This is a genomic window from Escherichia sp. KS167_9B, from assembly GCF_030295215.1.
Taxonomy (GTDB): domain Bacteria; phylum Pseudomonadota; class Gammaproteobacteria; order Enterobacterales; family Enterobacteriaceae; genus Escherichia; species Escherichia coli_F.
This window is the reverse complement of record NZ_AP025754.1, coordinates 3,623,965-3,645,947: the sequence shown is the minus strand read 5'-3', so window position 1 is coordinate 3,645,947 and position 21,983 is coordinate 3,623,965. Positions and strand designations below refer to the sequence as shown.

Here is a 21,983-nt window from a genome sequence, read left to right as displayed (position 1 = left end):
CCTTACAAAGACAGAATCACTTTTGCACCCACCGCCAGCTGATAGAGGATGGTGGAAATACCACGGGTAACTTCAATATTTTTCGATTCATATTTCGGTAGAACCATAATCTCATCGCCCGGCTTGAGTGAATCCACGTCTTCCGCGTTGACGGCAGCACCGTTCTGACGAATGACGATAATTCTGGCGTTACCCGATTTTTGCGTCAGGCCACCACATTTCTCGATGTAATCCTCGGTGGTCATACCCTTCTGCCAGCTCACCGCGTTCGGGAACAGCACTTCGCCATGAACCATAACCAGCGATGTTTTCTCCGGAATATTGATGACGTCGCCATCTTCAAGCAGAACAGAATCAATATTGGATTCGTTGAGGATCACTTCACCTTTCGGAACCACGGTGCGTGCTTTCGCCACAAAGCGGCTGATCAGTTGTGCTTCCTGCATTCGCAGGCTGGCTTCTTCTTTGGTGGATGACTGGGCAGAAAGTGAGGCTTCCTCCAGCTTTTGCAGCGAGAGATTCAGCATCTCTTTCTGACGCTGAGCCACTGATGGGCGATAAAGCTGAACTGCGTTCATCTGCGACATGCTGTTCGGGCGGACTTTTTCCAGAACCGCACGCATAGTGGAACCATAAGGCAGTACCATGGCATGTTCACCGGAGTGTGCGCCTTCAACCCGCACCTGAATGGTGCCGGCATAGCGGTCAGTGCTCACGATTAAGGTATCGCCATTTTGCAACATACGGCCTGGCGCAGAACTGATCGGATAGTATTCGCTGCGTTTTTGTAGCCCCTGTTTACGCATAATCGTAATGTGAGTCGCGCCAGGCTTAGGGCGCGCCCAGCTCAAAGCTTCCGTTACGGGAATGCTGCTTTCGCGGAACTCAAAGTCGTAGCTGTTAAAGACATCGCCCTGAACGCTGAAAGTATGCTGACGCGGCCCGACGATGATGGTGTCACCATCGGCGAACTGCGAAAGCCCCAGTTTGCCGTTCAGCAGGAAGTCGTACAGGTTGACGTTGGAGCGCACGCGGTTACCGCGCTTGACCACAATATCAACGTAACTTCCGCGCTCTGGATCAACGCCGCCAGCCTTGATCAGATAATTGAGTAACGAATCAGACGTCACACCGCCATACAGACCAGGATTACGCACAAATCCGGTCACGTACACTTTTACTGGCTGCGCCTGTAATAAGGAGGCGTAGACGTTGACGTTGGACTGGTATACTTCCTTCACTTTGGATGTGACCAGGGCATTTAGCTGACTATTACTGACGCCAGCAACTTTCACCGGACCAACGTTCGGCAGGAAAATATTACCTTTGGGATCAACCTGTAACGCACCATCAAAGGTGAACGCACCCCACAAGCGAACCTGAATGCTATCACCCGGATTCAGAATATAGTCAGGGTTGAATCCTACCGTCGCACCGCTATCCGCGCTGGTGCCGTTGAAAAGTTGAGCACCAAACATACGGCTCATTACCACCGGCGGTGCGGGCGGCGGGGTATTGTCGAAGCCGCTCATGTTTTGCGTATCCGACTGTTGCCCGTTCAGAATACCGGTAAGCGGCGCGGCTCCTGTAAGGTTTGGGTCAGCGTTAATATCAATGGCCGCGCTGGCCTGCGCCGCGTGACAGGCGGCAATCAGTAAAATTGATTTAAATAATTTCATCACAAACTCATTCAGCGACAGCGTTAGTCTCGGTGATCTTCAATAACAGCCAGCAACAGTTTCAGGGTGCCGAACAGCAGGCAGCACACCAGTAACCAGCAGGCGATCAAATAAGGGATATTTGGAAAAGACGATTCCTGCGGCAACTGTGGCGAACTGATCACTGACAGCACCTTGAGCTTACGAGCCGCTTCTACACGGGTCTTTTCAATGGAGGTCAGGGTCAGTTTGTACAGCTCGGTGTTGAACTCTACTTTTGATTTGATTTCTTCAAAATCCACCGCCATACGGTTTAGCTTGTCACCCTGCGGCGCTGTGATTTTGCTTTGTTCTTCATCGATTTGTGCCTGCAATGACTGAATCGCATTACGCGCACTCACTACTTGCGGGGCGTCCTCACGCAGATACGTCAGCAAGTTACGCAGATCCGCTTCCATCTGGATCTTCTGGCCCATCAGCGTATTCACTAACGTGCTCGCCGCCTGTGCCTGTGCCTGTGGATCCAGAACGTTGTTGTTGTCTTGATAAGAGAGCAATTCCGCTTTGCTGGCGTCCAGACGCTGGCGTGCCTTTTCCATCTCCGTTTCTGCAAAGGCAAGCTGGTCACGCGCGATGCGATGTGACATCTCATTGATAAAGCGCTCTGACTCTTTCAGCACGGTCTGGTTAAACTTAAGCGCAAACTCCGGGCTAAAGCCCTGCGTCTGAATATTCAGTAATCCGGTTTTATCGTCATACGAGACGTTGATACGGTCCTTGTAGTACTTCAGGAAGCCTTCTGCAGTTTCATCCTTGCTAAGATGATTAAGAAAATCGAGCCCGCTGTGGCTAAACGCTTCACGAAAATTTAGTTGCTTATCCAGCGTCGCCAGCATATCCGGCGAGTTGATGTACTCTTTCAGATACAACGCATCTTCTGCGGAACTGGGGTTAGAGGCACCCAGAAGCAGACCAAAATTCAGGCTGCCGCTGTTTAAATCATCCGAGCGTTTAATGGCGACTTTCGACTCGCTCATATAGCGAGGCTGGCTGAAGATAGCCAGATAGATCAGCAGCACCGCCATCGGTGCCAGAATGATGATTTTCGCCAGGTGTTTTTGGATATCTGCCAGTGAGATGGCAGACAGACGAGCACGCATCCAGGATACGGCAGACTTCACTTTTATCAACATGTAACGATTATCAAAGTTTCAGTGGGGCGCAAACTCAATGAGAGACTAACCTCTCGCACCCCGTTGCTTAATTAGTCGAAAATGCGCACAAGGCCAGTGACTTTATTTGCCTTGTTGGTCACCAATAACGTTGAGACGCGGTGCTTTTGCATTTTTTCTTCCGCTTCAATGATCATGGTGTCTTCCGGTAGCGTCAGCGGTTCACGTGTCATCATCTGCGCAGCCGTGGCGGATGTCAGAGAATCCTCTTTTTCCATAAAGCGACGCAGGTCACCGTCGGTGATAATGCCTGCTAGCCCACCTTCTGCGTCTTCTACCATCACCATTCCCTGGCATCCGCTGGTGATACGTTGAATCACGGTTTTAAATGACGCATCCAGCTGTACCGCAGGAACATCATGCTGCATGACATCAGCAACGCGGGTCAGCAGGCGACGACCTAATGAACCGCCCGGGTGATAGCGCGCAAAATCATTCGGCATAAATTTGCGTTGGTGGATCATGGCAATCGCCAGCGCATCGCCGATCGCCATCGTCAGCGTGGTAGACGTTGTTGGTGCAAGATTATTCGGGCAGGTTTCATTCGCCATATGGAGTTCCAGCACGGCATCAGCATTTTTCGCCAGCGTGGAATTTCCATTATTGGTAATGGCGATAATTCGGTTGCCGAAATTTTTCAGTGAAGGAACTAGCTTGAGGATTTCATCCGTTTCACCGCTGGCAGAAATAAGGATCAGAAGATCGTAAGGCGTAATCATGCCCAGATCGCCATGGAAAGCTTCTGCAGGATGAATAAAGAAACTAGGCGTACCCGTAGAGGCCAGCGTCGCTGACATTTTACGACCGACATGCCCTGATTTACCCATTCCCGAAAGAATAACGTGCCCTTTACAGTTCATTATCAAATTAAGGACACGCTGGTACTGCCCGGAATCCAGTTGTTTAGACAAGTTTTGTAATGCTGCGCCTTGTTCTGCCAGAGTCTGGCGAACAGAGGTAATTAGATATGGATCGATAGTACTGCTCTGGTCATCAGGTAAATGTCTTTCAGACATATCAGCTCCTTTGCACGGAAATAATGCCACAGTCACAACAAACCCGAACCCACTATAATTTATTTATGCTAAATCAATGGGTTGTAACAAAATTTTTAATGAATATAAAACCATGGTCAGTCCATGCTTATATGCAGGACTTATCACCTTCTTATTAAGTCGCAATGTCTCATGGAGGTGCGAAGATGCTGCAATATTACAGGCGAGAAGGGGAACCAAATTTTGCCCACCTATTTAACACACCCCTACATTATGAACAAGGAATTTAGGATTTTTATCATTTATTAAAATGTTTCCTACTTGACTATTAAGATCAAAAACAATTTATCAATTGATTATTTCCTTGTAAAAAAAGAACGTATGACTATGTTATTAATAAATAAAATACGCAAATAATGGTGATGTTGTTTTGTGATTAACTATTTAAGTGTGGCATAATAAACAGGTTGACGATTTCTATGTAAAGAAGAGGAAAATAATAAAATTTTAGCGGTGACTATTGAATGATATGATAGTTGTGGTGTTGATTATTTCTGGTAATGAATGCGGAATTAAATCTGGCCGGATTGTATTTTTGCTATATCTGTTTTTCAGGAGATTATTATTAAATAGAAAAATAACAATGGTGATTATCTCCGGTTGAGCTGGAGTCACGTATGCCAGCGAGTGCTTTCTTCCGGGCCTTCCTTCATTTCAGAGAAAGAGCCTATGGAAAAGAGGCAATCATCAGGCTCTTTTTGAGTCATATGCGCCGATAATCAACTGTCTTGAACGTAAAAATTATGGAGCAACATGATGCTACGATTCATTTCACTCTTCGTTCTTTCTGAGCATTGCGTTCAGGATGGTCAGCAATTTACGCATACAGTCAACCAGCGCCACTTTTTTGGTTTTTCCGGCTGTTGGCAGATGCATGTAAAACGCCTTTATCACCGGATTAAACCAGGTTACCACAAGCGCTGCCATGTGCAGGGCTGCTCTTGCCTCCGTACGCGCACTGGCGTCGTTCGGCCAGCAGATATGTGTGGGATAACAGGGATGTTATGTGAACTGAACTGTGTTTTGTTAACGGGGGATGTTTATTGATGATTCGGGAGTGTTTAAGACCTGATGGCGTTATGCTCCCAAGTTTATTTTATATAAAGATCCAAAAGCAAAAACCCGCCTTGTGGGCGGGTTCTTAAGAATTAGTGGTGCCGGACTCGGAATCGAAAATTTCTTTTATCATATTGATATTAATACAATTTGTTTGGTTTGATTAAAAATGTACCCTCAATTATACCCGCAGTCCCTTTTGATATCGAAAGGGAATCACACTCGGGATCAGGCTGAGAGCACAGAAGGAAAGTACCTGGCTATTATATCGTTAATTCTGTCAATCAGTTCCAGCCTTTTGAAAGTGATGTGTGCAGATCCCTTCTTAAAGTATTTAATGATGAACATCTCGTCTTCATAGCGCTCTTTACCCTGAACGGACTGGATGTGACCATCCAGACGAATAGTGATGTTTTCCCGGTTGTCGGGGATCGGTTTGCCGCTGAACAGATGTAGCATTCTTTCCAGGTCGACGAGTCGGTCAGTCTGTTGCCCGGTGATAAGATGAAACCCCCACCGGTCCCACCTCACCAGGTTGTTGACGATAATTTTACTGCCAAATTTGCAGGGGCAATTGGTTTTGTAATTCCAGCTCAGTCCCCTGAAGACGTTGATCACCCCTCGCTCAAACACCTCATCCTTATTCTGGTGTAGTTGTTCAAATGTGCTCAGAATGTTCGCTTCACTGATTTCCGGAAAATTATCGTACTCCAGTGACCGGTACCATGTATCACGGGCCTGTGCATCCATTAAGGAAAGCATCCCTGAACGTTGCATCAGGTCACGCCAGATTTCGCGATCGAGATTGCGTGTGATGGCTTTCATTGCGGTTTCCGGTTTCTCCATCAGCCAGCAGCCGCAGCGAAAATCCTGTTTCATGGCCCAGTCCGGGGCGGCTTTACCGCCAATACTTTCTGTCATTGCTGATATTTCAGCCAGTTGCCGGATAAGTGTGTCGATTTGCAGCAGTGTACTCTTTCGTACAGCCAGAATGTGGCGGATACTGGTTAAGCAGATAACGTCCGTATGTAGTGGTCAAGTAATATTGGCCACGGTTTTACAGTAAAAACGGTATCTGTTCTCTGATTCTTCCGGCGTCAACCCACCGTTGTAATGGTGAGGCCTGACGCTATTGTAATAATTCAGGATATAACCGCTAATTTGTTGCCGGGCCTCGTCCTTGCCTACGTAACCATCCGTCGGCACCCATTCTGTTTTCAGACTGCGGAAGAAGCGTTCCATAGGACTGTTATCCCAGCAGTTTCCCCGTCGGCTGACACTTTGCTTTATCCTGTAACGCCAGAGAAGCTGTTGATATTTCAGTCCTGTATACTGACTTCCCTGGTCGCTATGGAACATGACGTCCCGCGGCTGACCACGCACCTCATACGCCATCCGCAAGGCACTGCTTATCAGTGCAGTATCGGCATTCGCTGACAGGCTCCAGCCGATAACCCTGCGGGCAAAAAGATCCATGACGACCGCCAGATAGCACCAGCGATTTCCTGCCCAGATATACGTAATATCTCCGCACCATACCCTGTCTGGCTCCGGTACAGCGAACTGACGCTCGAGCAGATTCGGCAAACACGTATGCTCCTGACAGGCATTTTTGTATTGATGTTTTCCGGGCTGACAACTGCTCAGGTTCAGGTATTTCATCAGCCGTCCGGCACGATAACGGCTCATCGGGACGCCGTTTTGGGTCAGCATTTCAGCCAGCGTGCGCGCGCCTGCAGAGCCCCGGCTCTGGTTCCATGCCCGGCGTATTTCGCTGCACAACCTGACGCGAGCCGAATTAACCGTATCGCGTCGTTTTCGCCAGTACCGGTAACTGCTACGGTGTATTCCCAGTGCGGAACAGAGGCTGACAACTGAGTGGCTGTCACTCAGTCTGGAAACTATCGTAAACCGTTCAGTGAGTCGGACATCAAGAGCGCGGTAGCCTTTTTTAATATCGTATTTTGTTCCTCCAGTCGGCGAACCTGCTTTTCCAGCTCGCGAATACGTTGCTGTTCAGGGGTAATGGGTGTTGCAGAGGGCGCAATACCTTGGCGCTCTCGCCTGAGCTGACGTACCCAGCTCTCAAGCGTGGTAGAACCGACATTCATCGCCTCACTGGCTTGTCGATACGAATAGCCCTTATCAACAATCAGCTGTGCACATTCCAGCCTGAACTCAGGGGTGAAAGTACGTTTGGTTTTCTTGTTCATTAAGTCACCTGTTTTGTGTTGAGGTGAGAATATCACCTTTAATCAGGTGGCCAAATTTACTGTGCCACTACAAAATTCTGTCGAACTGGGGTATACCCGCAATTATACCCACACAATGGGGTTGATGTGGGGGGAATCTGGTTGAGTTCGGTAGAATTGATTTGGAGGCAGAACGCTTAAATTGTGGCGTTCTGAAACGAAAAACGGACCTCCGTGGAGGTCCGTTGATATGAATTTGGTGCCCGGACTCGGAATCGAACCAAGGACACGGGGATTTTCAATCCCCTGCTCTACCGACTGAGCTATCCGGGCAACGGGGCGCATTAAACCTGATTCGCCTCGTCTCGTCAATCAAATTTCTTCAATTTACTGCAGACTGCACAATCTATCATCACTTTGCCACTATTGCACGCATTGTCAGGCAAACCAGGCGGTCCAGGCGGCGGAAAGCGGCATTGCCAGAAGCAATGCTGGAAGCATGTTGACCACCGGGAACATTTTAATGCCACAGATGCGTAAGCCGGTTGCCAGCAGCAATAAACCGCCCACGGCGCTGAAGTCTGCCATCATCGACGGTGTGGTCAGCGGTAATATCAGTGCGGCAGCCCACGCCAGCGTTAACTGGATGATCAGTAATGGAATGCTAATCACCGATACCGCGATGCCCAGCGAGCAGGCGAAGATCATCGCCGTAAAGAAATCAAGAAATGACTTGGCGATTAAAATACTCGGATCGCCGGTCATACCTTCGTTCATCGCACCGAAGATCCCGGTGCCGCTGGCGCAAAACAGGACAATAATCGCGACAAAATTCTGAATAAAAGATTCATGCGCTGGCTTCTTACGCGAGTGGCGAAACAGATTTTGTGCTTTGGCGACTGCTGTATTGACACCTTTTTCCAGCAGACAAATTTCGCCAATTAGAGCGCCAAGTAGCGTAGCTAAAACCATCGCTGGAAGGTTGGCGCATTTCACCACCAGTAAAATACCAATCCCCAGCGATGCCAGACCAAAAATTGATGTCATGGAGACGCGGATACGTTCCGGTAAACGTTGGCTGAGCAGTGCGCCGATAACGCCACCCAGTAAGACTGCACTCGCGTTGATAAAAGGGCCGATGACCACAAGAGTTCCTGTTAACTGTATTGTTTGATTTTCTTATTATGAACGTTTGGCTCCTTCGATGGCTTGTTTGTTCGCAAAGTCCTGGCTTGCGCGCTTTAGCGAAAGGTGCCATGATTGCGCGAATTTTCTCCTATCTGTACGGAGTTTGCCCGATGCACGCCACCTCCTTACATTCTCTTGCTTATCGCCGTTTCGCGCGAAACTCCTCCCTTTTTCTGCTCATGCGGTGAAGTTAACGCACGCTCACTGCAGGACAACAGTAAAATCAGAGCGTTTCTGCTTTTACTGATGTCTGGCGGTCGGAGCTGGTGACCAGTTTGACCCACATCTCATGGGGCAGGTTTGTCCATCCTGTCCGGTACTCTTACTTCCCCGAAACGGGTTTTGCGCTTATGAAATCAATGAGTATTGCCGCCAGTGGTGAACTGGTTTCCCGAATTTCCACCCATCGTCGCGTGGTGGCGCTGGAACATACTGATTTTACGGACGTCGCGGCAGTCGTCATTACCGCTGCGGATAGTCGCAGTGGCATTCTTGCGTTACTTAAGCGCACTGGTTTTCATCTGCCGGTGTTTTTGTACTCAGAACATGCTGTTGAATTACCCGCGGGCGTTACGGCGGTAATCAACGGCAACGAGCAGCAGTGGCTGGAGCTGGAATCCGCAGCCTGTCAGTATGAAGAGAATTTGCTGCCACCGTTTTATGACACGCTGACGCAGTACGTTGAGATGGGCAACAGCACCTTTGCTTGCCCTGGGCATCAACATGGTGCGTTCTTTAAAAAGCATCCTGCTGGTCGTCATTTTTATGATTTCTTTGGCGAGAACGTCTTTCGTGCCGATATGTGTAACGCCGACGTGAAACTGGGCGATTTGCTTATTCATGAAGGTTCGGCGAAGGATGCACAGAAATTCGCAGCCAAAGTCTTTCATGCCGATAAAACCTATTTTGTGCTTAACGGCACATCGGCAGCAAATAAGGTTGTGACGAATGCGCTGTTAACGCGTGGTGATCTGGTGCTCTTCGACCGTAACAACCATAAGTCGAATCATCACGGCGCGCTGATTCAGGCGGGGGCGACGCCAGTCTATCTGGAAGCTTCACGTAACCCGTTTGGTTTCATTGGCGGTATTGATGCGCACTGTTTTAATGAAGAGTATCTGCGCCAGCAAATTCGCGACGTTGCGCCAGAAAAAGCAGACCTGCCGCGTCCGTTTCGCCTGGCGATTATTCAGCTGGGAACCTATGACGGCACTGTCTATAACGCCCGTCAGGTGGTCGATACCGTTGGGCATCTGTGTGATTACATTCTGTTTGATTCCGCGTGGGTCGGTTATGAACAGTTTATCCCGATGATGGCAGATAGCTCGCCGCTGCTGTTAGAGCTTAACGAAAACGATCCGGGGATCTTTGTGACGCAGTCGGTGCATAAACAGCAGGCGGGCTTCTCGCAGACATCGCAGATCCATAAAAAAGATAACCATATTCGCGGGCAGGCGCGTTTTTGCCCGCATAAGCGGTTAAATAATGCCTTTATGCTCCATGCTTCTACCAGCCCGTTCTATCCGCTGTTTGCCGCGCTGGACGTTAACGCCAAAATTCATGAAGGGGAGAGTGGGCGTCGGCTGTGGGCGGAGTGCGTTGCGTTGGGGATTGAAGCCCGGAAGGCGATTCTTGCGCGCTGTAAGCTGTTCCGCCCGTTTATTCCACCCGTTGTTGATGGCAAATTGTGGCAGGATTATCCGACGTCAGTGTTAGCCAGCGACCGTCGTTTTTTCAGTTTTGAGCCGGGGGCGAAGTGGCACGGCTTTGAAGGATATGCCGCGGAGCAGTATTTTGTCGATCCGTGTAAGCTGTTACTGACCACACCAGGTATTGATGCTGAAACCGGTGAATATAGCGACTTTGGCGTTCCGGCGACGATTCTGGCGCATTATCTGCGTGAGAACGGTATTGTGCCGGAGAAGTGCGATCTCAACTCCATTCTGTTCTTATTAACGCCGGCGGAAAGCCACGAGAAGCTGGCACAACTGGTGGCGATGCTGGCGCAGTTTGAACAGCATATTGAGGATGACTCACCGCTGGCTGAGGTGTTGCCGAGCGTTTATAACAAATATCCGGTGCGCTATCGCGACTACACCCTGCGCCAGTTGTGTCAGGAGATGCACGATCTGTATGTCAGTTTCGACGTCAAAGACCTACAAAAAGCGATGTTCCGCCAGCAGAGTTTCCCGTCAGTGGTGATGAACCCCCAGGACGCGCATAGCGCTTATATTCGCGGTGAAGTGGAGTTGGTGCGGATTCGTGATGCCGAAGGGCGAATTGCGGCAGAAGGGGCTTTGCCTTATCCGCCTGGCGTGCTTTGCGTGGTGCCCGGGGAAGTCTGGGGCGGGGCTGTCCAGCGTTATTTCCTTGCGCTGGAAGAAGGGGTGAATTTGCTGCCAGGTTTTTCACCGGAGCTGCAAGGTGTATATAGCGAAACCGATGCGGATGGTATGAAACGGTTGTACGGGTATGTGTTGAAGTAAGAATAAAAAAACGGGTCACCTTCTGGCGACCCGTTTTTCTTTGCGTAATTAGTGGCTAACCGTCTGTGTGCCTGTCGGGACACGAACGTGTTTATATTTGAACATCGCCATAAACGCGAAGGCCAGAACCACGGAGTAACCTGCGAAAATCAGCCATACGGTTTGCCAGTCGGTAATGCCGTTTTGGGTATACATCTCAACCACTTTACCGCTCACGATGCCGCCGAGGATACAGCCGAAGCCGTTGGTCATCATCAGGAACATCCCTTGCGCACTGGCGCGAATTGCCGGGCTAACTTCTTTTTCGACAAACACCGAGCCAGAGATGTTGAAGAAGTCGAATGCGCAACCGTAAACGATCATCGACAGTACCAGCAGCACGGTACCGAACGGAGTCGGGTCGCCGTAAGCAAACAGCGCAAAACGCAGGATCCACGCCACGATACTGATCATCATTACGTTCTTAATACCGTAGCGGCTTAAGAAGAACGGGATGGTCAGAATGAACAGGGTTTCAGAGATCTGCGAAATCGACATGATGATTGACGCATGCTGCACGATGAAGCTGCTGGCAAACATCGGATCTTTGTCGAAGCTGTGCAGGAAGGTATTACCAAACATGTTGGTAATCTGCAGTTCCGCGCCCAGCAGCATTGAGAAGATGAAGAAGATTGCCATACGCTTGTTTTTAAACAGCGCGAATGCATCGAGGCCCAGCAGGGTTGTCCAGCTCTGATTCGCTTGCTGTTTAGCAACCGGAATATGCGGCAGAGTCAGGGTAAACAGAACCAGAATGGCGGAAAGAGCTGCGCCAATATACAGCTGCATGTGGCTTAATTCGAAGCCAGACAGGCTCACCACCCACATTGCCATGATAAAGCCGATGGTGCCCCAGATACGGATTGGCGGGAAGTCAGTAACGATATCCATCCCGGCATTTTGCAGGCGATAGTATGAGATGGTGTTGATTAACCCAAGCGTTGGCATATAAGCAAACGAGTTAATCAATATCACAAGGAACATCGCCTCCGGCGTCGTAACCTGTGCCGCCATGAACAGCGTGATAGCGCCAATGGTGTGGCAAATGGCATAGACCCATTTCGCACTTAACCATTTGTCGGCCACAATCCCCAGCAGCGCAGGCATAAAGACCGCGGCGATACCCAGTGAGCTATAAACTGCGCCGATAGAAGCACCGTCAAACTTCAGGGTAACAAACATATAGGAGCCGAGGGTCGTCAGCCAACTTCCCCACAGACAGAACTGCAGAAAAGAGAGGATTTTCAGCTGCAGCTTAAGATTCATGTTAATTTCCTCACATCGTGATGCGGATGAGTGTTTGAAAAAGCACATTTGACCGTGCAAGATGATGCGATTCTATCAACTTCGCAGACTGGTTTTTTGTTACCTGTGGCAAATAATTGCAAACATTCCCAATTTGCAAAACGAAATTGTGATGTGGATAACATTTTTACCCCTGAGCATCGTCAGGGGCGGTAAGTGGAATTATCGGCGGCGGTAAGATTTTTGCGCGGTGTTCACTTTATAAAGATAACGGCGAGATTCCGCAGAGGGATGGCGGGTCGTCAGAGTCTGATAAACATCGCCCGGTGTCATGGTGTTAATAATATTGGCAGCCTGAATCTTGTCATTCGAAAAGACTCGCAGCACGCTGCCTGCGCCGCCGTTATAGGCGGTGATGACGGCGTAACGCCGCGACGTTGGGTTATCAATTCCGCCGAGATAAACATTGTTTAACATCGCCAGATACGCGGTGCCGGTATCTATATTGCTGGCAGGATCAAACAAGAAACTGCGGCTCGGCGTGCCGGATTTCCCCTGCGAGCGGAAAACATCTTTCCCGGCAGTATGTTGTACCACCTGCATTAGCCCCAGCGCGTCGGAACGGCTGACCGCATAGGGGTTAAAGGAAGATTCGGTCTGCATAATTGCGAGAATCAGCGACTCATCAACGCCATATTTCCGTGACGCCTGGCGGACCATGCCGAGATATTTGTGCGCACGTTTATCAAGGTGGTTCGGCACCATGTTAATGGTGACACTGTAGATGATACGCAGCCCGTTGCTGCGGCTTTTCAGACGGTTTTTCAGCAGATAATCCGCGAAGTTGCTCGCACGACCTTCCCAGCGAATCGGCTGCCCGGTGTTGTCCACCACCTGACCGTAAAGGAAAGGTTCTTTCGAAATCGTAATATCATCAACGTCGGAATAGAGATCGACCGAACTCGGATCGTCACCCATCAACAACGTTTTGATAATTGCCCGTCGCAGGTGCGCGGCAGGTTCTGTCCCGGCGATGGTTTCGATAGTGATCGTACCGTCATCGAAGTTGATGTGGCTGCGGGTCTGATATTGATCGGTGTATTTCACATAGTCCTTAGGACCGGCGATCACCACCTCTTTGAATCCCCAGATGTTCTCAATGTTGTGGGCAAATTGCCCCATTAGAATATCAAAACCGTTGGTATCTTTGACCCAGGCTTCGTTATAAGTATCGCCTTTTTTGGTCGTCGAACAGGAGATGAGCAACGGCGCAATCAAAGCCAGCGCGAGATATTTTTTCATCATTCCGGGTGCGTGTTGTGTTTGTTTTTATGCAAGTTGCCGGAGGTGACCTCCGGCTCTGTTTTTATTTTTTATCTTCCGGCGTATAGCCCTCGATATGTACCTCTTTACCCTCGAACAGGAAGTTGACCATCTCCTGCTCCAGCAGCTTGCGGTGCTCAGCATTCATCATGTTGAGTTTCTTTTCATTAATCAGCATGGTTTGTTTGTGCTGCCACTGCGCCCAGGCTTCTTTGGAGATCTCGTTATAGATGCGTTTTCCCAGCTCGCCGGGGTACAGCTGAAAATCCTGACCTTCTGCTTCACGTTGCAGGAAAGTACAAAAAATCGTTCTGCTCATAAATCATCCTCTTTATCGACTCACGCGCTAAACCGGCGCGCCAGTGCGTAACTGCTGTAACAAACGCTCCACGGGAGCCGCCAGGCCAACTGACGGCGGTTGCGCTAAGTTATACCAGAGCGCATTGCCTTCATCCATGCAGCCGGTGAATGACGACACGGGAAGCCACATAGGCACAATATCTAAGTGGAAATGGCTGAAGGTATGCCGAAACGCAGTCAGCTGCGTCAGGTTATCGGCAGAAATCTGTCGTTGCGCCAGCCACTGCCGCAAACTTTCTTCATCGGCAAACTGCGGGAAACAGTATAAACCGCCCCACAATCCGCTCGGCGGACGCTGCGCCAGCAATACTTCATCTTCGTGCTGTAACAGCAAAAAGTAGCCGGTGCGCTCTGGCAGCGTCTGTTTCGGTTTTTTGCCCGGATAAAGCGACCAGCTATTGTTGGCGGCGGCAATACATCCGTTTTGTAGCGGACAGAGCGAACATTTCGGCTTCGAACGCGTACAAATCATCGCGCCCAAATCCATCATCGCCTGGTTAAACCGTTCCACGCCAACCGCGGGCGTCACCTGCTCGCTTAAACTCCATAGTTTGTTCTCGACCTCTTTTTTCCCAGGCCAGCCGCTTACAGCATAGCAGCGCGCCAGCACCCGTTTGACGTTACCGTCGAGAATCGGAAAGTGCTTACCCAGAGAAAGCGAGAGAATCGCGCCTGCGGTGGAACGCCCGACGCCCGGTAACGCGGCAACCTCATCAAAGGTTTCCGGGAATTTACCGCCGTGTAAGGTGGCAACTTGCTGTGCCGCTTTATGTAGATTGCGCGCGCGGGCGTAATAGCCCAGTCCGGTCCACAAGTGGAGAACTTCGTCCAGCGGCGCATTGGCGAGATCGGTCACCGTCGGGAAGTGCGCCATAAAGCGTTCAAAATAGGGGATAACGGTCGCAACCTGAGTTTGTTGCAACATCACTTCTGAGAGCCATACTTTGTAGGGCGTCTTGTCAATTTGCCAGGGCAGAGTTTTTCGCCCGTATTTATCGTACCAGTCCAGAACCTGGGCTGAAAATTGCGACGCTTGCATGGTCACCGAATTCACTGTTGTTGGGGGCAAGATTGCAGCACAGCGACGGCAGGGTGTAAACCGGAACTTTCCGCAGCCACGGCCTTATCATGCTTGCATCCGGCAACTAACTTTGGATAATGCCCGTTTTCAGAACACTTTCACAAGCGACTAAATCTTTATGAAAAACGACGTCATCTCACCGGAATTTGATGAAAACGGCCGCCCGCTGCGCCGTATCCGTAGTTTTGTGCGCCGCCAGGGGCGACTGACCAAAGGCCAGGAACATGCGCTGGAAAACTACTGGCCGGTGATGGGCGTTGAGTTCAGCGAAGATATGCTGGATTTCCCTGCGCTTTTTGGCCGTGAAGCGCCAGTGACGCTTGAGATTGGTTTCGGCATGGGGGCGTCGCTGGTGGCAATGGCTAAAGATCGCCCTGAGCAGGACTTCCTCGGCATTGAAGTGCATTCACCGGGCGTTGGTGCGTGCCTGGCTTCTGCGCATGAAGAAGGTTTAAGCAACCTGCGCGTGATGTGTCATGATGCGGTTGAAGTGCTACACAAAATGATTCCTGACAATTCATTGCGCATGGTGCAGCTCTTTTTCCCTGACCCGTGGCACAAAGCGCGCCATAATAAACGCCGTATCGTTCAGGTGCCGTTTGCCGAACTGGTAAAAAGCAAACTGCAGCTGGGGGGCGTATTCCATATGGCGACCGACTGGGAACCTTATGCGGAACATATGCTTGAAGTGATGTCTTCTATTGACGGTTATAAAAACCTGTCAGAGAGCAATGATTACGTACCGCGTCCGGCATCACGTCCGGTGACGAAATTTGAACAACGTGGTCATCGTCTTGGTCACGGAGTATGGGACTTAATGTTCGAGAGGGTGAAATAATGGCAAAGAACCGTAGTCGTCGTCTGCGTAAAAAAATGCACATCGACGAATTCCAGGAATTAGGATTTTCGGTGGCATGGCGATTCCCGGAAGGTACATCGGAAGAACAGATTGATAAAACCGTTGATGACTTTATTAACGAGGTTATCGAACCGAACAAACTGGCCTTTGACGGCAGCGGATATCTGGCCTGGGAAGGTCTGATCTGCATGCAGGAAATCGGCAAATGCACCGAAGAACATCAGGCGATTGTGCGTAAGTGGCTGGAAGAGCGCAAACTGGATGAGGTACGCACCAGCGAACTTTTCGACGTTTGGTGGGACTAAGAAAGCATACGGGCGATGACAAATGCAAAACTGCCTGATGCGCTACGCTTATCCGGCCTGGAAAGATGCACAATCGAGTAGGCCGGATAAGGCGTTTACGCCGCATCCGGCATGGATAACGTGTACTTTGTTATCAATCTGGGGCCAGCAAATGCTGGCCTGATTTGTTCTTGAGGGAAGACTATGATGCGCAAAATGCTGCTGGCGGCAGCACTTTCAGTGACGGCAATGACCGCTCACGCCGACTACCAGTGCAGCGTCACGCCGCGTGATGATGTGATTGTCAGCCCGCAAACCGTGCAGGTGAAGGGCGAAAACGGCAATCTGGTGATCACGCCAGACGGCAACGTGATGTATAACGGTAAGCAATATTCCCTGAACGCCGCCCAGCGCGAGCAGGCGAAGGATTATCAGGCTGAACTGCGTAGCACGCTGCCGTGGATTGATGAAGGCGCGAAAAGCCGCGTCGAGAAAGCCCGTATCGCGCTGGATAAAATCATCGTTCAGGAGATGGGCGAAAACAGTAAAATGCGCAGCCGTCTGACCAAACTTGATGCGCAACTGAAAGAGCAGATGAACCGCATTATCGAAACGCGCAGCGACGGCCTGACGTTTCACTATAAAGCCATTGATCAGGTTCGCGCCGAAGGTCAACAATTAGTGAATCAGGCAATGGGCGGAATTTTACAGGACAGCATTAATGAAATGGGCGCGAAAGCGGTGCTGAAAAGCGGCGGTAACCCATTACAGAACGTGCTGGGAAGCCTGGGCGGTCTGCAATCCTCAATCCAGACCGAGTGGAAAAAGCAGGAAAAAGACTTCCAGCAGTTTGGCAAAGATGTCTGTAGCCGCGTTGTGACTCTGGAAGATAGCCGCAAAGCCCTGGTCGGGAACTTAAAATAATCCTCTATTTTAAGACGGCATAATACTTTTTTATGCCGTTTAATTCTTCGTTTTGTTACCTGCCTCTAACTTTGTAGATCTCCAAAATATATTCACGTTGTAAATTGTTTAACGTCAAATTTCCCATATAAAGCTAAGGGATAATGCGTAGCGTTCACGTAACTGGAGGAATGAAATGGAGTTTTTCAAAAAGACGGCACTTGCCGCACTGGTTATGGGTTTTAGTGGTGCAGCATTGGCATTACCCAATATCACCATTTTAGCAACCGGCGGGACCATTGCCGGTGGTGGTGACTCCGCAACCAAATCTAACTACACAGCGGGTAAAGTTGGCGTAGAAAATCTGGTTAATGCGGTGCCGCAACTGAAGGACATTGCGAACGTTAAAGGCGAGCAGGTAGTGAATATCGGCTCCCAGGACATGAACGATAATGTCTGGCTGACACTGGCGAAAAAAATTAACACCGACTGCGATAAAACCGACGGCTTCGTCATTACTCACGGTACCGACACGATGGAAGAAACCGCTTACTTCCTCGACCTGACGGTGAAATGCGACAAACCGGTGGTGATGGTCGGCGCAATGCGCCCGTCCACGTCCATGAGCGCAGACGGTCCATTCAACCTGTATAACGCGGTAGTGACCGCAGCTGATAAAGCCTCCGCTAATCGTGGCGTGCTGGTGGTGATGAACGACACCGTACTGGACGGTCGCGATGTCACCAAAACCAACACCACCGACGTAGCGACCTTCAAGTCTGTTAACTACGGTCCTCTGGGTTACATTCACAACGGTAAGATTGACTACCAACGTACCCCGGCACGTAAGCATACCAGCGACACGCCGTTCGATGTCTCTAAGCTGAATGAACTGCCGAAAGTCGGCATCGTTTATAACTACGCTAACGCATCCGATCTTCCGGCTAAAGCACTGGTAGATGCGGGCTATGATGGCATCGTCAGCGCTGGTGTGGGTAACGGTAACCTGTATAAATCCGTGTTCGACACTCTGGCGACCGCCGCGAAAAACGGCACTGCAGTAGTGCGTTCTTCCCGCGTACCGACGGGCGCTACCACTCAGGATGCCGAAGTGGATGATGCGAAATATGGCTTCGTGGCCTCTGGAACGCTGAACCCGCAAAAAGCGCGCGTTCTGCTGCAACTGGCTCTGACGCAAACCAAAGATCCGCAGCAGATCCAGCAGCTCTTCAATCAGTACTAATCACCTCGCCCCGGTATCGTGCCGGGGCTTTTCACTTCAGACTCACGTCCATTGCCAATTTTCATCACCCTAATGATAATCACCGGAATGAATTATTCCGCGCGAGGGTTTTCGGGTGAAAAAGCAATGGATTGTAGGCACGGCGCTGCTTATGTTGATGACTGGTAATGCCTGGGCAGATGGCGAACCGCCAACTGAAAATATCTTAAAAGATCAATTCAAAAAGCAGTATCACGGCATTCTCAAGCTTGAAGCCATCAGCTTAAAAAATCTTGATGCTAAGGGTAATCAGGCCACCTGGTCAGCGGAAGGCGATGTCTCTTCCAGTGACGATCTCTATACCTGGGTCGGTCAGTTGGCAGATTACGAACTGCTCGAACAGACCTGGACGAAAGATAAACCGGTAAAATTCTCGGCGATGTTAACCAGTAAAGGAACGCCCGCGTCTGGCTGGTCGGTGAACTTTTACTCTTTTCAGGCGGCAGCCAGCGATCGTGGGCGGGTGGTCGACGATATCAAAACGAATAATAAATATCTGATAGTGAATAGCGAAGATTTCAATTATCGCTTTAGTCAGCTTGAATCAGCGTTGAATACCCAGAAGAACTCGATTCCTGCGCTGGAAAAGGAAGTGAAAGCGCTTGATAAGCAAATGGTGGCGGCGCAGAAAGCAGCGGATGCATATTGGGGAAAAGATGCAAACGGTAAGCAAATGACCCGCGAAGACGCATTTAAAAAAATTCACCAACAGCGTGATGAGTTTAATAAACAGAACGATAGCGAGGCGTTCGCGGTTAAATATGACAAAGAGGTTTATCAACCGGCGATTGCGGCATGTCATAAACAGAGTGCAGAGTGTTATGAAGTGCCGATTCAGCAGAAGCGAGATTTCGATATCAACGAACAACGGCGACAGACTTTTCTGCAATCACAAAAACTTAGCCGTAAATTGCAGGATGACTGGATAACGCTCGAAAAAGGGCAATATCCGTTAACGATGAAAGTTTCAGAAATAAACAGTAAAAAAGTCGCGATTTTGATGAAAATTGACGATATCAACCAGGCTAATGAACGCTGGAAAAAAGATACCGAACAATTGCGGCGCAATGGGGTGATTAAGTAATTTTTGCGATGACGCAAGAGTTGTAGCCGGATGTTGCGTACACGCCGCATCCGGCAATACAAATTTACTCAGCCAGAAAAAGCTCCAGCAGCGAATTTAAAAACAACTTCCCATGTTCCGTTATCTGCCAGTAATCCGCACATTCTGTGAGATAACCCTGAGCAATAGCCTCGTCTAACTGAGGGCGAATAACCTCTTCTGAAAGGCCAGTATACTGGCTAAACTCCACGCGCGGCGCGGCTTCCAGCAGACGGAAGCGATTCATAAAGAACTCAAACGGCTTATCTGCGGTTTCAACATCGCGCTGGCTTTCCAGATACCGCCCCTGCATAAAACCACGCGGATGACGCGTTTTGGTGGTACGCAGAATGCGCCCATCCGGGAAGGTGACTTTGCCGTGCGCGCCGCAGCCAATACCGATGTAGTCACCAAATCGCCAGTAGTTGAGATTGTGCTGGCACTGATAACCTGGTTTGGCGTAAGCGGATGTTTCATACTGCTGATAGCCCGCTGCGGTTAATAACTGATGCCCCTGTTCGAAAATATCCCACAGCGCGTCATCGTCCGGCAGTACAGGAGGGCGCGAGCCAAACAGCGTATTAGGTTCGATGGTTAGCTGATACCAGGAAAGATGCGGCGGATTCAGTTCAATAGCCTGGCGTAGATCGCCAAGCGCCTCTTCCAGTGATTGATCCGGTAGCCCATGCATCAAATCGAGGTTAAAGCTACGTAACCCTAAACCGCTCGCCAGCTTCGCAGCTCGTTTCGCTTCTTGCGGGCCATGAATGCGCCCAAGTCGTTTCAGCTTTTCTTCGCTAAAACTCTGCACACCAATAGAGATGCGATTCACGCCAGCACGCTGATAATCAACAAAGCGATCGGCTTCTACCGTGCCTGGGTTCGCTTCCATGGTGATTTCTGCATCCGCTGCCAGCGGCAAACGCGCACGCACGCCGTCCAGCAGCGTTTGCATCGCCGGGCCAGAAAGCAGGCTCGGCGTACCGCCGCCAATAAAGATTGTCTGCACTTCACGGCCCTGAGCGTAAGCCACATCGTTGTCCAGATCGTTAAGCAGATGCTGAACATAATCGTCGTGCGGCACTTCTCCTTTCAACGCGTGAGAGTTGAAATCGCAGTACGGGCATTTCTGCACGCACCACGGGATGTGAATGTAGAGACTCAGCGGCGGTAATTTAACCATTTCGTAAAGCGTCCAACAGCAGTTTCAATGCCTGACCACGGTGGGAAATGGCGCTCTTTTCTTCGCGGGTCAGTTCGGCTGCGGTTTTACCTTCGGAAGGCACGAAGAAGATTGGATCATAACCAAAGCCGCCAGTACCCGCCGGTTCACGAGTAATCACGCCCGGCCAGCTACCGTGGCACACCAGCGGAGTGGGATCTTCCGCGTGACGCAGATATACCAGCACGCAGTGGAAACGCGCCTGACGTTGATCGTCCGGTACGTCTTTCAGAGTTTCCAGCAGTTTTTGCAGATTCTTTTGATCGGTCGCGTCTTCACCGGAATAACGTGCGGAGTAAATCCCAGGCGCGCCGCCAAGCACATCTACCGCCAGACCAGAGTCGTCGGCAATTGCTGGTAAACCGGTCACTTTTGCCGCGTGTCGTGCTTTCAGAATCGCGTTTTCGATAAAGGTCAGGCCGGTTTCTTCGGCAGAATCTACGCCGAGGTCTGTTTGGGCCACGATATCAAGACCGAAGTCGCTAAGCAGCGACGCCAGCTCACGCACTTTACCGGCATTGCCGGTTGCGAGGACAACTTTTTGCATAGGATACCTAATTAATTAACGCCGCGATTTCTGGCGGGATTTGTTGCGGATTAATGATTTTAATTTGTTTGTGGCGGCCAAGTTCGCCTTTCTCAATTACCACCTGGCTTTTGGCTACCCGGAATTGCTTGCCGAGAAATTTCACCAGATGGCTGTTGGCCTGGCCGTCAACCGGCGGCGCGGTAATGGCGACTTTTACTTCGTCGCCATGTAAACCGACAATAGAATCACGGCTGGCTTTCGGCTGAATATAAAGCCGTAAAACCAGACCGTCATCATTAACTGTTACGGCACTCATAACGCCATCCACAGCCCCGGTAGTAGCATATTTCCGGTCGCCTGCAGTACTTCTGCGACACCCATATTAATGACATACAGCAGCAGAACGAGGATCATCGGCGAGAAATCAATCCCACCCATTGCTGGCAGCAGGCGGCGAATCGGGCGCAGCAGTGGATCGGCCAGCTGGATCAGGACGTATTCAATCGGGCTACGACCCTGGCTTACCCAGCTCATAATCGCCATCACCAGCAGGACCCAGAAAATCAACAGGCCGATGGTTTTCAGCAAAATCAGTAAACCAGCAATCCAAATGATCGGCAGGAAAGTCACGACTTTAAACAGCACGATGGCTTTGATAAAACTGAGAATATAGGCAACCAGCAGCGAGGCGCTGTCAATCGGTCCCATTGCCGGAATAACGCGGCGCAGTGGTCCGATAATCGGCTGCGTCACCTTCACCACAAACTGTGAGAAGGGGTTGTAAAAATCACAATGAGCCCACTGCATCCAGATGCGTAATAACAGCACCATGGTATACAGCTCAATGACCGTTGAAAGCAGGAAAGTCAACGTATTCATGGCGTTCC

At 50.1% G+C, this 21,983-nt stretch carries 21 protein-coding genes, 1 tRNA gene and 1 pseudogene; 7 read left to right on the top strand and 16 right to left on the bottom strand.

Features of this window, described 5'->3' with window-relative positions; genetic code table 11:
* Positions 1-2: 2 nt before the first annotated feature.
* The 8 genes and pseudogenes from QUE34_RS18325 to QUE34_RS18290 all read right to left on the bottom strand — a co-directional run bounded on the left by QUE34_RS18325 (position 3) and on the right by QUE34_RS18290 (position 8,339).
* Positions 3-1,679 carry a polysaccharide biosynthesis/export family protein gene (locus QUE34_RS18325; protein ID WP_001298258.1) on the bottom strand — a complete coding sequence of 559 codons (1,677 nt, stop codon included), beginning with the start codon at positions 1,677-1,679 and terminating at the stop codon, positions 3-5.
* A gap of 23 nt (positions 1,680-1,702) precedes the next feature.
* On the bottom strand, positions 1,703-2,851 hold the full coding sequence (locus QUE34_RS18320; RefSeq protein ID WP_050009853.1) for a capsule biosynthesis protein: 1,149 nt from the start codon (positions 2,849-2,851) through the stop codon (positions 1,703-1,705).
* A gap of 71 nt (positions 2,852-2,922) precedes the next feature.
* Entirely contained in the window at positions 2,923-3,906 is a 984-nt protein-coding gene (locus tag QUE34_RS18315; RefSeq protein ID WP_001298261.1) for a KpsF/GutQ family sugar-phosphate isomerase, read from the bottom strand.
* An 810-nt stretch (positions 3,907-4,716) separates the two neighbouring features.
* Positions 4,717-4,899 (bottom strand): annotated as a pseudogene (locus tag QUE34_RS18310) (IS110 family transposase); the annotation flags it as partial.
* Between the two features lie 330 nt (positions 4,900-5,229).
* Positions 5,230-6,018, bottom strand: a complete 789-nt coding sequence (locus QUE34_RS18305) for a DUF4942 domain-containing protein (protein ID WP_105268448.1) — start codon at positions 6,016-6,018, stop codon at positions 5,230-5,232.
* A gap of 18 nt (positions 6,019-6,036) precedes the next feature.
* A protein-coding gene (locus tag QUE34_RS18300) for an IS3 family transposase (protein WP_152895938.1) occupies positions 6,037-7,214 on the bottom strand; the annotation gives its coding sequence in 2 pieces (ribosomal slippage) (positions 6,037-6,956 and positions 6,956-7,214; 1,179 coding nt in all).
* A gap of 236 nt (positions 7,215-7,450) precedes the next feature.
* A tRNA-Phe gene (locus QUE34_RS18295) sits at positions 7,451-7,526 on the bottom strand.
* Between the two features lie 105 nt (positions 7,527-7,631).
* Positions 7,632-8,339 (bottom strand): DUF554 domain-containing protein, encoded by a 708-nt coding sequence (locus tag QUE34_RS18290; RefSeq protein WP_000234499.1) that lies wholly within the window; start codon positions 8,337-8,339, stop codon positions 7,632-7,634.
* 152 nt (positions 8,340-8,491) lie between these two features.
* Here QUE34_RS18290 and QUE34_RS18285 point away from each other — a divergent pair, with 152 nt between their 5' ends.
* Both QUE34_RS18285 and speC read left to right on the top strand, forming a co-directional pair.
* Positions 8,492-8,569 carry a hypothetical protein gene (locus tag QUE34_RS18285; protein ID WP_212734103.1) on the top strand — a complete coding sequence of 26 codons (78 nt, stop codon included), beginning with the start codon at positions 8,492-8,494 and terminating at the stop codon, positions 8,567-8,569.
* Between the two features lie 162 nt (positions 8,570-8,731).
* Positions 8,732-10,867, top strand: a complete 2,136-nt coding sequence (gene speC / locus QUE34_RS18280; RefSeq protein ID WP_103253874.1) for an ornithine decarboxylase — start codon at positions 8,732-8,734, stop codon at positions 10,865-10,867.
* 48 nt (positions 10,868-10,915) lie between these two features.
* On the opposite strand, the gene nupG is transcribed toward speC, so the two are convergent.
* The 4 genes from nupG to mutY all read right to left on the bottom strand — a co-directional run bounded on the left by nupG (position 10,916) and on the right by mutY (position 14,873).
* The gene (gene nupG, locus QUE34_RS18275) at positions 10,916-12,172 is read right to left on the bottom strand and encodes a nucleoside permease NupG (RefSeq protein ID WP_001049791.1); all 1,257 of its coding nucleotides are present in this window, start codon (positions 12,170-12,172) and stop codon (positions 10,916-10,918) included.
* Positions 12,173-12,373: 201 nt separating this feature from the next.
* Positions 12,374-13,453 carry a membrane-bound lytic murein transglycosylase MltC gene (gene mltC, locus QUE34_RS18270; RefSeq protein ID WP_000760323.1) on the bottom strand — a complete coding sequence of 360 codons (1,080 nt, stop codon included), beginning with the start codon at positions 13,451-13,453 and terminating at the stop codon, positions 12,374-12,376.
* A 64-nt stretch (positions 13,454-13,517) separates the two neighbouring features.
* Entirely contained in the window at positions 13,518-13,793 is a 276-nt protein-coding gene (locus QUE34_RS18265) for an oxidative damage protection protein (RefSeq protein ID WP_000091700.1), read from the bottom strand.
* Between the two features lie 27 nt (positions 13,794-13,820).
* Complete coding sequence (gene mutY, locus QUE34_RS18260; protein ID WP_103253873.1) at positions 13,821-14,873, bottom strand: A/G-specific adenine glycosylase; 1,053 nt, start codon at positions 14,871-14,873, stop codon at positions 13,821-13,823.
* Positions 14,874-15,033: 160 nt separating this feature from the next.
* On the opposite strand from mutY, the gene trmB reads away from it, so the two are divergent.
* The 5 genes from trmB to QUE34_RS18235 all read left to right on the top strand — a co-directional run bounded on the left by trmB (position 15,034) and on the right by QUE34_RS18235 (position 19,327).
* Entirely contained in the window at positions 15,034-15,753 is a 720-nt protein-coding gene (gene trmB / locus QUE34_RS18255; RefSeq protein ID WP_000786911.1) for a tRNA (guanosine(46)-N7)-methyltransferase TrmB, read from the top strand.
* Positions 15,753-16,079, top strand: a complete 327-nt coding sequence (locus QUE34_RS18250) for a YggL family protein (RefSeq protein WP_001107564.1) — start codon at positions 15,753-15,755, stop codon at positions 16,077-16,079. The genes trmB and QUE34_RS18250 overlap by 1 nt, the downstream gene beginning before the upstream one ends.
* Positions 16,080-16,262: 183 nt before the next feature.
* A complete protein-coding gene (locus QUE34_RS18245) occupies positions 16,263-16,982 on the top strand; it encodes a YggN family protein (protein WP_000984793.1) in 720 nt (239 codons plus the stop codon).
* Between the two features lie 175 nt (positions 16,983-17,157).
* Positions 17,158-18,204, top strand: a complete 1,047-nt coding sequence (ansB, locus tag QUE34_RS18240; protein ID WP_000394126.1) for an L-asparaginase 2 — start codon at positions 17,158-17,160, stop codon at positions 18,202-18,204.
* Between the two features lie 115 nt (positions 18,205-18,319).
* Entirely contained in the window at positions 18,320-19,327 is a 1,008-nt protein-coding gene (locus QUE34_RS18235; protein ID WP_103253871.1) for a DUF1202 family protein, read from the top strand.
* Between the two features lie 64 nt (positions 19,328-19,391).
* On the opposite strand, the gene hemW is transcribed toward QUE34_RS18235, so the two are convergent.
* From hemW to yggT, 4 genes are read right to left on the bottom strand one after another with little or no spacing between them, the layout of a single operon-like run.
* Complete coding sequence (hemW, locus tag QUE34_RS18230; RefSeq protein ID WP_000239967.1) at positions 19,392-20,528, bottom strand: radical SAM family heme chaperone HemW; 1,137 nt, start codon at positions 20,526-20,528, stop codon at positions 19,392-19,394.
* Positions 20,521-21,114 (bottom strand): XTP/dITP diphosphatase, encoded by a 594-nt coding sequence (locus QUE34_RS18225; protein WP_001174747.1) that lies wholly within the window; start codon positions 21,112-21,114, stop codon positions 20,521-20,523. Before QUE34_RS18225 ends, hemW begins: the two co-directional genes overlap by 8 nt.
* A gap of 7 nt (positions 21,115-21,121) precedes the next feature.
* Positions 21,122-21,412 carry a DUF167 family protein YggU gene (yggU, locus tag QUE34_RS18220; RefSeq protein WP_001277222.1) on the bottom strand — a complete coding sequence of 97 codons (291 nt, stop codon included), beginning with the start codon at positions 21,410-21,412 and terminating at the stop codon, positions 21,122-21,124.
* Complete coding sequence (yggT, locus tag QUE34_RS18215; protein WP_001094831.1) at positions 21,409-21,975, bottom strand: osmotic shock tolerance protein YggT; 567 nt, start codon at positions 21,973-21,975, stop codon at positions 21,409-21,411. The genes yggU and yggT overlap by 4 nt, the downstream gene beginning before the upstream one ends.
* Positions 21,976-21,983 lie beyond the last annotated feature (8 nt).

Excerpts from the sequence above, each read along its gene's own strand:
- QUE34_RS18325 (WP_001298258.1), bottom strand. The coding sequence starts at position 1,679 with ATGAAATTATTTAAATCAATTTTACTGATTGCCGCCTGTCACGCGGCG.
- QUE34_RS18320 (WP_050009853.1), bottom strand. The coding sequence starts at position 2,851 with ATGTTGATAAAAGTGAAGTCTGCCGTATCCTGGATGCGTGCTCGTCTG.
- QUE34_RS18315 (WP_001298261.1), bottom strand. The coding sequence starts at position 3,906 with ATGTCTGAAAGACATTTACCTGATGACCAGAGCAGTACTATCGATCCA.
- QUE34_RS18285 (WP_212734103.1), top strand. The coding sequence starts at position 8,492 with ATGCACGCCACCTCCTTACATTCTCTTGCTTATCGCCGTTTCGCGCGA.
- speC (WP_103253874.1), top strand. The coding sequence starts at position 8,732 with ATGAAATCAATGAGTATTGCCGCCAGTGGTGAACTGGTTTCCCGAATT.
- nupG (WP_001049791.1), bottom strand. The coding sequence starts at position 12,172 with ATGAATCTTAAGCTGCAGCTGAAAATCCTCTCTTTTCTGCAGTTCTGT.
- mltC (WP_000760323.1), bottom strand. The coding sequence starts at position 13,453 with ATGAAAAAATATCTCGCGCTGGCTTTGATTGCGCCGTTGCTCATCTCC.
- QUE34_RS18265 (WP_000091700.1), bottom strand. The coding sequence starts at position 13,793 with ATGAGCAGAACGATTTTTTGTACTTTCCTGCAACGTGAAGCAGAAGGT.
- mutY (WP_103253873.1), bottom strand. The coding sequence starts at position 14,873 with ATGCAAGCGTCGCAATTTTCAGCCCAGGTTCTGGACTGGTACGATAAA.
- trmB (WP_000786911.1), top strand. The coding sequence starts at position 15,034 with ATGAAAAACGACGTCATCTCACCGGAATTTGATGAAAACGGCCGCCCG.
- QUE34_RS18250 (WP_001107564.1), top strand. The coding sequence starts at position 15,753 with ATGGCAAAGAACCGTAGTCGTCGTCTGCGTAAAAAAATGCACATCGAC.
- QUE34_RS18245 (WP_000984793.1), top strand. The coding sequence starts at position 16,263 with ATGATGCGCAAAATGCTGCTGGCGGCAGCACTTTCAGTGACGGCAATG.
- ansB (WP_000394126.1), top strand. The coding sequence starts at position 17,158 with ATGGAGTTTTTCAAAAAGACGGCACTTGCCGCACTGGTTATGGGTTTT.
- hemW (WP_000239967.1), bottom strand. The coding sequence starts at position 20,528 with ATGGTTAAATTACCGCCGCTGAGTCTCTACATTCACATCCCGTGGTGC.
- QUE34_RS18225 (WP_001174747.1), bottom strand. The coding sequence starts at position 21,114 with ATGCAAAAAGTTGTCCTCGCAACCGGCAATGCCGGTAAAGTGCGTGAG.
- yggU (WP_001277222.1), bottom strand. The coding sequence starts at position 21,412 with ATGAGTGCCGTAACAGTTAATGATGACGGTCTGGTTTTACGGCTTTAT.
- yggT (WP_001094831.1), bottom strand. The coding sequence starts at position 21,975 with ATGAATACGTTGACTTTCCTGCTTTCAACGGTCATTGAGCTGTATACC.